The sequence below is a fragment of the Aliarcobacter faecis genome (assembly GCF_013201705.1).
Taxonomy (GTDB): Bacteria; Campylobacterota; Campylobacteria; order Campylobacterales; family Arcobacteraceae; genus Aliarcobacter; species Aliarcobacter faecis.
The window spans coordinates 570,910-584,094 of sequence record NZ_CP053837.1; the positions used below are offsets into that span (position 1 = coordinate 570,910).

Sequence of the window (13,185 nt, forward strand, 5' to 3'; positions counted from 1 at the left end):
TATGAGTGTACAAAAACAAGCTATAGAAAAATATGATGGTAGGGTTATTACTTATACTTGTACGAAAACAGTTACTGTAGGGGATGTGATTCCTCTTGGTGTAAGTATGATAGGAATTGCTGTAAATAGTGGTTTAGTTGGTGAAGAAATAAGTGTTGAAGTTGAGAAAGTTTGGATAATCAAAGCAAAAACACAAGATGTTATAAATCTTGGTGATACTTTATATTGGGATGATGAAAACAAAGAGCTTACTTTAGAAAAAACAGACAATATTTATGCAGGTAGAGCTATAAGCTCTAAAGGTGCAGTTGCTGGTGTAGTAGAAGTAAAGATAAATGTATGAGTTTTAAAGATGATTTAGAAGCAGACTTAGGAGTTTTTTATGATTCCAATGAATTTGCTTTCAAAGGTTTAATAAAAGGAAGAGAGATCTCTCTTCTTTTTAGAAAAGATATAGAAATTGAAAATATTAAAGAACAGGTTATAAGAGTTAGAACATTTGAAGTTAGTGATTTATCTATAGGTGACAAAATAACAATAAATAATAAAAACTATAAATGTTTACACTTTAAAAATGATGATTCTCAAACGACTATAGTAATAAGTGAAATATGAAATTAGAAGAAGCTAAACAAAAAATTATAGAGGCAATAGAGCTAGATGAAAATAGTTATGAAATAAAATTAATTGAAAGACAATTTCAAGGTATTTCAAAATATATAGCTATTTTTGGAATTATCTCTAAAACAGGTTTGATTGATGATGTTGTTATTGAAAAAATTGTTTCAATGATTGAAAGTGGAAATGATAATTTTAAAATTGAGAAAACCCAATTAAATATGAAAGATATGGATTTTGATATTTTACTTATTAATGCAGAAATAAATTTAAGGTAAGGATAAAAATGGCTAAATCATTAACTGATAAAACGGTAGTACTTTTTAAATACAATGCAACCCCTACAAATGGAAATGCAGTTACAACATCGAATGTACCTTTTGTAAAACCTAGTATAAAAAGTAAAACCTATAAAGATGTAGGAACAGGTAAACTTGGTAATCAAAAAACTTACATAGATGAACATCAAACAGATACTTCTTTTGACTTAGAAATATTACTAAGAGGAAATGATAAAACAGGAGTTGCTCCTATAACAGCACCAAAAATTGCTGAATTATTAAAAGCTAGTGGATTAATAGAAACTGTAGGAGCTGATAATATTTCTTATAAACCAAACCACAATTATGTTGAACCAAGTATTTGTTGTGTTTTTCAAGATGATACTAAAAGAATAATAACTGGTGTTATGTGTGATATGAAAATCTCTGGAACTGTTGGAGAAGCTGCAAAAGCAACTTTTACAGTACAAGGTTTTACTGTTCCTGCTCCAATAATTGAGGTAAATCCAACAGTAACACTTGATGATAATTCATTGATGATTGTTAGTAAAGTAACTGCAATTACTTTAGATGGAGATATCTTAAATATTACAAGTTTTGAATTAAGTTTAAATAATGAAATTAAACTAGATTATGCAACGAATATGGGTGAATTTGTTAGAAAAGATTTTGCTCCAAAAATGAAATTAACAGGAGTAAAAATAAAAGGTGATGAGACTGCATGGAGTGATTTAACTTCAGATGAAATTAGAGAAATTGAAATTGTTTTAGGAAGTGGAATAGGTAAAACTTTAACTATTGTAGCTTCTCAATCAAAAACAAGTGATATGGAAGAAAATGATGATGATGGAACAGTTGCTTTTACTAGAACTTTTGATTTACAAGGGGATAGTACAGGTCAAAATCAATTTGAAATAATTTGGTCATAGGAGATATAAATGCCATTAAAACTTAAGAAACATAGAGCTTCTATTAAATTTGAATATGAATTTGATGATGGAACAGTAGAAGAGTTAGAATATTTTGGAACAACATCAAACCAAATTGAGAAAGCTTTTTTAATTAAAGAAGATGATGTAAAAGGTCAGTTAGATTTTACAGTTTCCTTATTGAAAGAAAATATTAAAGGTCCAAATGTTGAAAAAGTAATTGAAGAACAAAAAGATACAAATATTTTTGATTTTAAAGAGATTTTAGACATTGAACTGGGAAAGCAGAAAAAGAGAAGATAGAAAAACTCTATCTTTGGGCTGAACAAAATGCAAAAGGTGTTGGAGAATTATCTTTAACTATTGAAGATATAGAAGAACTAAAAGAAAATCTTATGTCAAAAATAGTTTTTTTTGAAGATATCGAAATTTTAAAATTAATAAATATTTTTTTGATAATTCCTTTTGAATATGGACCTTTTGGACCTATTGGGAAGAATTATCAAGCTACTAAAGATTATTTATCATGGAATGGTCTTGATAAAAAGTATTGGACTCCTATAGTTTTAAATATGGGATTGATTTGGATTCAAAATAGTAAGGTGTGAGTTTGTCAAAAGATTTAAGAATAAAACTAAAAATTGATTCAGATACTGGAGAACTTATTGTTACTCAAAAAGAGTTTGGAAAACTTTCAAAACTTATAGATAAAAGTTCTAATTCTGCAAAATCTTTTGGTCAAACTTTAAAAAGTATTGCTGGATATGCTGCAATAGGATATACAATAAAGCAGGGATTTGATGCGATTATTTTTGCTGCAAAAGATTTTACAAATACTGCTAGTGAATTTGAAAAATATGGTTCAACTTTAGAAACAATAGAAGGAAGCTCAGTAAAAGCAAAAGAGTCTTTAAAATGGATTGAAGATTTTGCAAAAAAAACACCTTATGAGTTATCTCAAGTAACTGAAGCTTTTGTTCAAATGAGAGCTTATGGATTAAATCCAACTAATGGTTCTTTAAGATCTTTAGGTGATGCTGCAAGTGCTATGAATAAACCAATTATGCAAGCAGTTGAAGCAATGGCTGATGCAATGACAGGAGAAAATGAAAGATTAAAAGAGTTTGGAATTAGAGCTTCTATGAAAGGTGATGAGATTGCCTATAATTGGACAGATTCTAGTGGTAAAGCAAAGCATGTAATTATTAAAAATAATAGTGAAATTATAGAAAGTACATTAGAAAGTATTTTTAATAGTAAATATCAAGATGCTATGCAAAATCAAATGAGTATATATGATGGAATGATTTCAAACTTAAGGGACCAATGGGCTCAATTTAAAAAAGACTTTATGGATGCTGGATTATTTGCTTTCATAAAAGCTTTTATTAAAACATTTACAGAATCTTTTACTCAAAGTTTTAATCTTGTTTCTGGTGGATATGAAGGTTTAACTAATGTTTTTATTTCAGGTTTTAAAACAACTATTGAGTCTTTAGCAATAGTATATCAAGGTTTTAAATCTTTAAAAATAGTTTTTAATGTTATTACTGTAGCTTTTAAAACTTCTGTAGGAGCAATTTTAGCTGGTATATCACTTCTTTCAAAGGGAGTAAATACTGTTATAGAGGCTTATAATGAGGGAGCGAGTATATTAAATTTAGATCCTATTGAGATTAGATTTAATGATCAAACTGAAAATATAAATAAAATAAAAGAGTCTATAAAAGAAGATTTAACTGATATTTCTGATGCTTGGAAAGATGGATTATCAGCAACAGGAATTGCAGAATCATTTAATGCAAGTCTTATGAATAATTATTCCAAAATAAAAAATGAAACTGATAAATTAGTTGATTCTATAAAGCCTACAGTAAATGGTGCTTTAGATGGGCAGTTTCAATTTAATAGTTCAAATAAAAGCTCTGGAACAAAAACTAAAAACGAGCCAAAAGAAAAAAATAATACAGAACAGTATGATAATCATATAAAAGCTTATTATGATTTTTTAGAAGATAAAAAAAGAGCAAATAGATATTTTGAGGATGATTTTAATAAATCACTAATGACTCAATCTCAATATCAAATTTATGAGTTAAATAAGCAAAAAGAAGAATATTCACAATATGTTGAAGATAAAAATAAACTTGATATTTGGTATGAATCTGAATTTGAAAAAATTCAACAAAGTAGAGTAGATATTGAAAAAAATGGCTTAGATGGTATAAAAGAAGCTTTTGATGATTATATTCAGCATGCAGGTAATAGTTATAGACAAATGAATAATCTATTTTCAAATGCACTTTATGGAATGGAAGATTTTTTAGTTGATTTTATAAAAACTGGGAAATCTAGTTTTAGTGATTTTATAAATTCTATAGCAGAAGATTTTATAAGAATGATGATTCAAATAAATATTACAAAGCCTTTAGCTACTGCAGCTAGTTCAATTGATTGGGGCTCTATGTTTTCTGGCTTCTCATTTGCTAATGGAGGAATTATGACAAACCAAGGAGCTGTTTCACTTAAAGCATATTCAAATGGAGGTATTGCAAATACTCCACAACTTGCTCTTTTTGGTGAAGGTAGAATGCCAGAAGCTTATGTTCCACTTCCTGATGGAAGAACAATTCCTGTTACTATGAAAAATAATCAAAGTGGTACAAATATTGTATTAAATATTGAAAATAAAACAGGACAATCTATAGATGCTAGTCAAATTAGTCAAGTAACAAAAGTAGATAGTGAAGGGAAAAAGATAGAAATTATATCAATAATAATGGATGCATACAATAGAAATACTATGCAACTTAGAGATTTATTTAAAGGAGGTATGTAATATGGCTATTTTCCCTCAGATTGCACCAAATTCTTTTGAAGAAGATGATTATATTCCTTTAAATGGAGTAAGCTTTAATGGAGGATATGAACAAACAGTATCAAAGTTTTCTAGAAATCCACAAATTTTTTATATGACATTTTCTTCTTTAACTGTTGAAAAGGCAACTGAAATAAGAAATTTTCTACTTTTGCATAAAGGTATTAGTTTTTCTTTTATTCATCCTTTAACTTATAAAACTTATGAAGTGAAATTTAAAGAAGAAAAATTGAAAATAAAGTGGGAATCACCACTTTATAGAAGTACATCAATTATTCTTTATGAGGTGTGAGATGGAATTATCAACTAAAATAAAAATAGAAAAAAATATTCTAGCAAGTAATTCAGTTTGGCTTAGTATGTTAGAAATAAATATTCCATCAGTAGCAGAGGTTTTAAGAATTGTAAATAATAATGAAGATATTAATTGGAGAGATAAAACATGGCTTAGATTTCCTTTTGAACTTGATGAGATTTCTCAATCAGCAAATGCTGAAATAAGTCAATTTCAAATAAAAGTAGGGAATGTAAAAAATATAATTGGACAATATATAAGACAATATGATAACTATATAAAGGTTAATGGATTTGAACCAATTACAGTAGTTTTATATATTGTAAATAGTAAAGATTTAGCAAATGTAACTCCGATATATAGTACAAATCTAATACTTACAACTTCAAGTTTGAATCATATAGAAGTGAGTTTTACTGTAAGTGCTAGAAATTTATTCCGTGCTAGAGCTCCTCAAATAAGAATGTTCCCAAACTCTTGTAGGTTTAAGTTTAAATCTTCTCTTTGTGGATATACAGGACCTGAAACAGAGTGTAATAAAACACTATCAAGATGTAGGCAACTTTTGAATTCAAAAAGATTTGGTGGTTTTCCTGCAATTGGAAATAAAGGGGTGTCAATATGATAGATAAATTCATAGGAATACCTTTTGTTTCAAGAGGTAGAAGTTTTAAAGGGTGCGATTGTTATGGTCTTGTAAAACTTTATTATAAAGAGGTTCTAAATATAGAAATTCCAGAAACTATAATTACTGCAGATCAACCAAGAAGAACCTTTGCAAATTATTTAAATGAGATTTCAAAAAATTGGTCTTTAACAAATCCTTCAAAAAATGTAGTTATTGCAATGGCTGTAAATGCTGAACATCCCAGTTTAGTAACTCACTTTGCAGTTATGATTGATGAAAAGAGATTTATTGATACTAGGGAAAATATGAGTTCATATCTTACAAGTATTGATGATGAAAAAGTAAAAAATCAAATAAAAGGATTTTATAAATGGCAACATTAACAACAATATTAAATCCTTTTAATCCAAATGAAAAAATAGTTAAAACTTTAGAGAATTGTTTTATTTGGGAATGTTTAGCTCCATATAGTGAAGATATAGAATTTGTAGTTAGTTTAAATGGAGAAATTACAGAAAATTATGAGTATAGATTAAAAGAAAATGATTTTTTAGCAGTAGTTCCAATTCCTGCTGGTGGTGGAGGTGGTGGTAAAAATATAATTAAACTTGTAGCAATGGTAGCATTAAGTATTGCAGCTCCACATTTAGGATATGCTCTTAGTTCTAGTATAGGATTTGGTTTATCTCAAACTGCTTATTATATTGCAACAGGTGCAATTATGATTGGAGGAGGGCTTTTAATAAATGCTCTTTTACCAACTGCTACTCCTTCTATTTCCACTTCTACAGCTTTAAATGAAGTTTCACCAACTTATGCTTATAGTGGTGGTTCAAATGCAAGAGAAGTAGGAACAGTTTTACCAATTATGTTAGGAGTTGCAAGAGTAACTCCCCCTATTATTTCTAGTTATTTATCACTTGAAGGTGATAAACAACATTTAAATATATTAATGGCTGTAAATGATGGAATAGTAAATAGTATAAGTGATATAGAGATAAATGGTCAAGCAATATCAAATTTTAATGAAGTTAATTACTATACAACTTTAGGTACAACAAATCAAACAGTTATTGGAAATTTTAGAGATACTGCAACGACTATTTCATTAAATAGAAATTTGAATGAATTAAATTATGAAACTTCTTATACAACAATTGGAAATAGTATAAATGAATTAGAAGTTATTATGCTTTTTCCTAATGGTCTTTTTATAATTGAAGATAGTGGCAACTATGCAAGTAAATCTGTGAGCTTTCAGATAAGTTATAAAAAGAGTAGAAGTTCTACTTGGATAACTCAATCTTATACAGTTTCAAATACTTATAAAACTATAAAAAGATTGAGTTATAGATTTAAAAATCTTGAATCAGATTCTTATGATGTAAAAGTAAAAAGAATAAGTGGTTTTGATACAAATACAAGAGTAGCAAATGGGTTGAGTTTAGAGTATATAAATGAAGTTGTTTATGATGATTTTTCTTATCCTGGTGTTGCATTACTTTCAATTAATGCAATGGCAACAGACCAATTAAATGGTAGTTTTCCAACTATTACTTGTCTAGTAAATAATACAGGTTCAATAAAATTAAAATCAAATCCAGCATGGGCTTGTTATGATTTACTAAAAAGAGAAGGGATTCCAGATAGTGATATAGATATTACAAAGTTTCAAGAATGGGCAGACTATTGTGTAAATAAAGGTTTAACTGTTGGATTATACTTAGATTCTCAACAAGAACTGCAATCAGCTTTAAATTTAATATCAGTTTTAGGTCGTGCTATAGTTGTTCAATTTGGAAGTATATTTACTCCTATAATAGATAAAAATGTAGATATCCCAACTCAAGGTTTTTTATTTACAAGTGGAAATATAATTGATAGCTCTTTTTCAATATCTTATATTCCTTACAATGAAAGAAGTAATACTGTTGAAATTACATATTATGATGAAAATGATAGTTATAAAGCAAAAACAGTTCAAGTACAATCTCATGATTTTGATTCAAAAACAATGGAGATTAAATCTTCAATCAATTTATATGGTTGTACAAAAAGAGAAATGGCATCTTCTTATGCAAAATTCTTACTAAATAAAAATAGATATATTTCTGAAACGGTCTCATTTACTGCCTTTGTAGATGCAATTGCTTGTAATGTAGGAGATGTAATAAAAGTAGGCGTTAAGTATATGACAAATACTTTAGCAGATGGAAGAATTTTGGGAAGTGAAAATGGTATTTTATATATTGATCAAGAAGTCGAACTTTTAGCTTATGAAGATTATGAAATTCAAATTAGATGTTTAAATGATGAAATTATAACTATTACTATTCCAAAGGTTAATAGTGACATTGTAACTAATACTATTTTTGTAGGAAATTTCCCACGGGAAATTAATAAATTTGATGTATATGCTCTTGGAAGACTTGATACAGAGGCTACTAATCTTTATAGAGTTACAAGTATTACAAGAGCTAATGATTTAAAAAGAAAGATTACAGCTATTGAATATAACCCAGATGTTTATAATGATAATGTAATTATAGATGTAGAGCCTGTGATGATATTGAATAACACAACAAATTTAAAAGTTGAAGAAGTTTTAATTCAAAAAAATGATAATACAGTTTCTGAAATATTAGTAGTATCTTTTAACAGTAATAAATTAATAAATACAGTTTATTTAAATGGCAAAAAAATAGGGACTACTTCAACAAACTCTTTTGAAATTGAAAATAGACTTACTAGAGGTGTTGAGTATGAAATAAGAGTAAATGAGAAGACTATAGTACATATTTTTGAAGGATTATTGAAAAAAGTTTCAACTCCTAAAAATTTAGAAGTAGAATTATTATCTACAAATACAGTTATTTCGTGGACACAAGTTCCTTTTGCAGTTGGATATAGGATTTATCACAATGATGTGGTAATTGAAAATAACATAAAATCAACTACTTTTAATTATAAACTTTTATCAAATGGAATACATAACTTTAAAGTTGAAGCTTTAAATGTTGCATTAAAACCAAGTGATGTAGTTGAAATAAATATTACAGTTGAAGTTCCTCTTTCTCCTAATGTTGAAGTAAGTTACAAAGGTGAAAATGTTGTTGTTAAATGGGAAGAGTCAAATTCTACTTATCCTATACAACACTATATTATAAGCCATGATGGTTTAGTAACTTATGCAAAAACTACAACATATACCACAAAAGTTTCATGGGCTTCAAATAAGATATCAATTCAAGCTGTAGATATAGTAGGAAATGTATCAACTCTTAGAACTGTAATAAGTGAAATAACAGTTCCACAAACAACTGAAGTTACTTCAAAAGTAATAGATAACAATGTTTTACTTTATTGGAAACAAATTGCAAAAACTTTACCAATATCATATGTAGAAATTAAAAAAGGTGAAACTCTTGCAGTTGCAGAATCAATAGGAACTAATAGTGGAACTTTTGCAAATCTTTTTGAATCAAAAAGTGCTTATTACACTTATTGGATTACTCCTATTGATACAGCAGGAAATAAAGGTCAAAGTTTAAGTACAACAGCACTTGTAAATGAGCCACCAGATTATGTATTAAATGCTCAATGGATTAGTAGTTTTGGAGGTACAAAAAGTAATGCTTTTGTTGATAATGGGAAATTGTATCTTGGTATTAAAAATGAGACTTTTCAAGCACATTTTACTGCAAATAGTTGGACTACACCACAAGCTCAAGTAAATGCAGGGTATTTATTATATGCTCAACCATTTGCAACAACTTCATACTATGAAGAGATATTTGATTATGGAACTATTTTGCCATCAACCACAGTTACAGTAACACTTGATTATGAAAGAGTAGGCTCTGGAGGGTTTAAAATAGATATTTCTACAAGTTCTAATGGAACGAGTTGGAATTTAAATAGTGATACTTCAAAAGTAACATCTTCAAATTTTAGATATGTAAAAGTAAAAGTAAGTTTTGTGGGGAGTATAAAGGATGCATTTATAATTAATACAATGGAGGTAAAGCTTGATAGTAAAATTAAGAGTGATAATGGAAAGGCTACTTCATTATCTACTGATACAGCAGGAACAGTTGTTTATTTTAATAAGACATTTGTAGATATTGTAAATATCACAATTACTCCTCTTGGAACTACAAGAAAAACATTTGTTTGTGATTTTACAGATGTTCCTAACCCAACTTCTTTTAAAGTGTATATGTACGATATGAATGGAAATAGAATAAATAGCGACTTTACTTGGTCAGCGGAAGGATATTAAATGGCAGATTTTAGTTTACCAACTTTAGTAACAACATATGCAGATTTTTTAACACAAATGAAGCAAAGAGATGAAGATATTATAAAAATGCTTGATGGAACGACTACATCAAATCTTCCATCAGGTGCTAAACGCTGGAATACAAGTGGAAATAAATGGGAGAAATATAATGGTAGTGTTTGGAGTGATTTATCTACTCTTTATGAAATAAAAGTAAGAGATAGTGATAAATTAAATGGACAAGCTGCTACTTATTATGCAATAGCATCACATACTCACACAGGTTATGCAGCTTTAAATCATACACATAGTGATTATGCCCTTGTAGGACATAATCATGATAGTGCATATCTTGGTAAATCAGCACAAGCTAGTGATAGTGCAAAATTAACAGGTTATTCTCCAAGTATGGCAACTAATCCAACTACTATAGGGTTAAGAGATGCTTCTGGAGATTTTTATGCAAGGCTTTTTAGAAGTACTTATGCTGAACAAACATCAGCTCCAGCAATAACTGCAGATATTTGTTTTAGAAATGATGCTATTAATGATAATTATATGAGATTTATGTCTAGTGATGCTTTTAAATCTTGGCTTGCAAGTATTGGAGTATCAATAACTGATACAAATACATGGAGAAGTATTACTGACTCAGTATCTACGGAAAGTTCTACTATAGGTGCTAGTGCAACAGCTGTTAATATAGCGTATAATAAAGGAGTTGAAGCTTTAAATAAAGCCAATACAGTAGTTACAACAACTGCTATAGGAACAGCTATAGTTAGTTTAAGTAACGGTTCTGTTGGTAGTTATGCTTTTATGAACCTTTTTAATGAAGTAACACTTTCTTATGGTCAAACTGTAGCTGGTAGTAATTTATCCGTTTATCATATAAATGGAACAAGTAGTACACGAAATTTTACAGGTACTTGGAAGTATCTTGGTAGAAATGATTATTTTTTTGGATTGTTTTTAAGAATAGCATAAAGGAAGATAAAAATGAGATTTACAGAAATAAGAGATTTAAAATATGTTACAGCTGATAACTCACTTATTGATTTATTAGTTACATGTAAAGAGTATGGGGAAATACCTATAACTCTTAATTTAGTTGATACCGAAGATATACATATCTTTGTTGATAAGAAAGGAAAAGAATATCTACTAGAGGAGTATTGTAAAACACAAAAGATATCACCTTATATAGAGCCTAAACTGCTCTTAATAGTTCCAAACTCTATAACTATGAGACAAGCTAGACTATATTTACTTAATATAGATTTATTAGATGCTGTTGAAGAGATTATTGCTCAAAACAGAAAATGGCAAATTGAGTGGGAATATGCAATAGAAGTAAAAAGAGATAGTTTTATAGTTGAAGCTATTCAAAATAGTTTTAATTTAACAGATGAACAAATAGATAGTATGTTTGTTGAAGCAAATAAAATTTAATAAAAAGGGAAGTTATGGATTTTAGAAATATAGAAATTTGGTATATATTTGGATTAATATTTTTTCTAACATTTTTATACAAAATTGAAGAAATGATAGAAGATGAAAGTTATAAAACAAAAAGTAGAAAAGTTTTATTTTTTTTAACAACAACTAGTACATTAGTTGCTGCAATTGTAGGAACAATTTGTTGGGTAACACTTGAAGAAATGAAAATACAATTTATGATATTTGGTATATCTGTACAACTTAAAGGATGGATAAATGTATTTATTTCAATCACTATACCTTTTTTCTATAAAGAGATGATTTTACTTGTAAAAAGAAAAATGACTATTTTAGCGACAAAGGAGTGAAAATGATATTTACAATTTTTCAATTGACTTCTCTTATGTGTTTTGTTTTTGCAATAAAAGTAAAAATGTATAAAACCAATATAACAGGCTTTATAACTGTTTTAGTTGTGATGTTATCTGTTGTTTTTTATCATTTATTTATAAATTATTTTGATAAAGAGCTATTTGAACAGATACATTATTTGCTAATAACAGGGCTTTTGATATTTATATCTATTAGATCTACATATAAAAAAATTTTGATAAATAGGACTTGTAATGTTCACTAATTTAATTTCAAAGTTTAATACAAATATTTTATTAGGAATTATTGTTGTTGTAGGTGTATATAGTTATTTTATAAGTTCTAGTTTAGATAGTACAAAAGAAAAGTTAAATAAAAAAGAGAAAGATTATAAAGAGTTAGAAATATCTTTTAATATCGCTGTGCAAGAATATGAAAAACAACTTGATTTTGAAAAAAATAAAGCAATTTTTGAAACAACTACTTTAAAAGAAAAAGAGAATGTTGTAAGAGCTGCTTCAAAAGTAAAAGAGGAAGTAATCAAAAGAGGGGAGGTAAAAGATGAAAAAAATTCAGATTTTATTGTTACTAAGTTTTAGTTTGATTTTATTTATAGGTTGCTCTACAAAAGAGCCACCTGTAATATTTAAAAATAAAATGGTTTGCTTTGATATGCAAAAAGTAGAGCAAAGTGAAAAGGTAGATATTAGAGTTCATAAAGATGATTTAGATTTATTTGTTGCTAGGTCAAATGAGTTACAAGGAAATATAAATTTTTATGAATCTCAAATAGATAGATATAATGAGTTTTGTAAAAAAGAGTTAGATAAAAATTTCCCATGGGAAAAAACAAAGGAATATGAAAAATGAAATTAAGAAGTGTAAAAGAGGCTATAGAAATAGGCTTAAAAGATTATTTAGGACATTATAAACAAGCTGTTAAATCTTTTTGGCAATTTGATACGGTTATAAATGGTTTACCAGTTGAATATTTTTTTATAGCTCAAGCTGTTCAAGAGAGCAGATTTCATTCTGAAGCAGTAAGTCCAGTTGGAGCTTTGGGAATAGCTCAATTTATGCCACAAACTGCAAGAGAAGTAGGAGCAGGATTAAGCAGACATTATCTGTTTAAAAATGGGTTTGAGCCTAAAAATTCAATTCAATCTGTTTATGCTCAAGTTTTTTATATGAATAATCTTTGTAAAAGTTGGAAGTTAGAAAGAACAACATTTCAACGATTTGAATTAGCTTTAGCTTCTTACAATGCTGGATTAGGAAATATCATAAAAGCTCAAAAAATATCGGGTGATAAGAGAAATTGGGAAGATATAAAAGGCTCTTTGGTTAAAGTAACTGGAAAATATAGTAATGAAACTTTGGGTTATATAAATAATATTATAGGGTATTCTAATATTATGAAAGATATGCAAAAAATTGATTTTTAGTATAAATATTTTATAAT

The 13,185-nt window shown here is 27.9% G+C and carries 18 protein-coding genes; all 18 read left to right on the top strand.

The window, feature by feature from the left end; all coding sequences use genetic code 11:
* The first annotated feature begins 1 nt into the window (after position 1).
* The 18 genes from AFAEC_RS02945 (at position 2) to AFAEC_RS03030 (ending at position 13,168) form a co-directional block, all read left to right on the top strand.
* Complete coding sequence (locus AFAEC_RS02945) at positions 2-343, top strand: DUF2190 family protein (RefSeq protein WP_026806057.1); 342 nt, start codon at positions 2-4, stop codon at positions 341-343.
* Positions 340-615, top strand: a complete 276-nt coding sequence (locus tag AFAEC_RS02950) for a hypothetical protein (RefSeq protein WP_026806056.1) — start codon at positions 340-342, stop codon at positions 613-615. The genes AFAEC_RS02945 and AFAEC_RS02950 overlap by 4 nt, the downstream gene beginning before the upstream one ends.
* A complete protein-coding gene (locus tag AFAEC_RS02955) occupies positions 612-896 on the top strand; it encodes a hypothetical protein (RefSeq protein WP_026806055.1) in 285 nt (94 codons plus the stop codon). The genes AFAEC_RS02950 and AFAEC_RS02955 overlap by 4 nt, the downstream gene beginning before the upstream one ends.
* A gap of 8 nt (positions 897-904) precedes the next feature.
* Entirely contained in the window at positions 905-1,828 is a 924-nt protein-coding gene (locus AFAEC_RS02960; protein ID WP_026806054.1) for a phage tail tube protein, read from the top strand.
* A 9-nt stretch (positions 1,829-1,837) separates the two neighbouring features.
* Positions 1,838-2,131 (top strand): hypothetical protein, encoded by a 294-nt coding sequence (locus tag AFAEC_RS02965; protein ID WP_026806053.1) that lies wholly within the window; start codon positions 1,838-1,840, stop codon positions 2,129-2,131.
* 92 nt (positions 2,132-2,223) lie between these two features.
* Positions 2,224-2,436, top strand: a complete 213-nt coding sequence (locus tag AFAEC_RS02970) for a hypothetical protein (RefSeq protein WP_026806052.1) — start codon at positions 2,224-2,226, stop codon at positions 2,434-2,436.
* A gap of 2 nt (positions 2,437-2,438) precedes the next feature.
* Entirely contained in the window at positions 2,439-4,667 is a 2,229-nt protein-coding gene (locus tag AFAEC_RS02975) for a phage tail tape measure C-terminal domain-containing protein (protein WP_051489026.1), read from the top strand.
* A gap of 1 nt (position 4,668) precedes the next feature.
* Positions 4,669-4,998, top strand: coding sequence for a hypothetical protein (locus tag AFAEC_RS02980; protein ID WP_026806051.1), 330 nt, complete (start codon positions 4,669-4,671; stop codon positions 4,996-4,998).
* 1 nt (position 4,999) lies between these two features.
* Positions 5,000-5,626 carry a phage minor tail protein L gene (locus AFAEC_RS02985; RefSeq protein ID WP_026806050.1) on the top strand — a complete coding sequence of 209 codons (627 nt, stop codon included), beginning with the start codon at positions 5,000-5,002 and terminating at the stop codon, positions 5,624-5,626.
* Entirely contained in the window at positions 5,623-6,012 is a 390-nt protein-coding gene (locus AFAEC_RS02990) for an NlpC/P60 family protein (RefSeq protein ID WP_026806049.1), read from the top strand. The genes AFAEC_RS02985 and AFAEC_RS02990 overlap by 4 nt, the downstream gene beginning before the upstream one ends.
* Positions 6,000-9,911, top strand: a complete 3,912-nt coding sequence (locus tag AFAEC_RS02995) for a phage tail protein (RefSeq protein WP_026806048.1) — start codon at positions 6,000-6,002, stop codon at positions 9,909-9,911. The genes AFAEC_RS02990 and AFAEC_RS02995 overlap by 13 nt, the downstream gene beginning before the upstream one ends.
* Positions 9,912-10,898, top strand: coding sequence for a hypothetical protein (locus AFAEC_RS03000; protein WP_026806047.1), 987 nt, complete (start codon positions 9,912-9,914; stop codon positions 10,896-10,898).
* A gap of 12 nt (positions 10,899-10,910) precedes the next feature.
* Entirely contained in the window at positions 10,911-11,363 is a 453-nt protein-coding gene (locus AFAEC_RS03005; protein ID WP_026806046.1) for a hypothetical protein, read from the top strand.
* A gap of 14 nt (positions 11,364-11,377) precedes the next feature.
* The gene (locus AFAEC_RS03010) at positions 11,378-11,719 is read left to right on the top strand and encodes a hypothetical protein (protein ID WP_026806045.1); all 342 of its coding nucleotides are present in this window, start codon (positions 11,378-11,380) and stop codon (positions 11,717-11,719) included.
* A 2-nt stretch (positions 11,720-11,721) separates the two neighbouring features.
* Positions 11,722-11,988, top strand: coding sequence for a hypothetical protein (locus AFAEC_RS03015; RefSeq protein WP_026806044.1), 267 nt, complete (start codon positions 11,722-11,724; stop codon positions 11,986-11,988).
* Positions 11,978-12,322 (top strand): hypothetical protein, encoded by a 345-nt coding sequence (locus tag AFAEC_RS03020; protein ID WP_026806043.1) that lies wholly within the window; start codon positions 11,978-11,980, stop codon positions 12,320-12,322. Before AFAEC_RS03015 ends, AFAEC_RS03020 begins: the two co-directional genes overlap by 11 nt.
* Positions 12,285-12,593, top strand: a complete 309-nt coding sequence (locus AFAEC_RS03025) for a hypothetical protein (protein WP_026806042.1) — start codon at positions 12,285-12,287, stop codon at positions 12,591-12,593. The genes AFAEC_RS03020 and AFAEC_RS03025 overlap by 38 nt, the downstream gene beginning before the upstream one ends.
* Entirely contained in the window at positions 12,590-13,168 is a 579-nt protein-coding gene (locus AFAEC_RS03030) for a transglycosylase SLT domain-containing protein (protein ID WP_051489025.1), read from the top strand. The genes AFAEC_RS03025 and AFAEC_RS03030 overlap by 4 nt, the downstream gene beginning before the upstream one ends.
* Positions 13,169-13,185 lie beyond the last annotated feature (17 nt).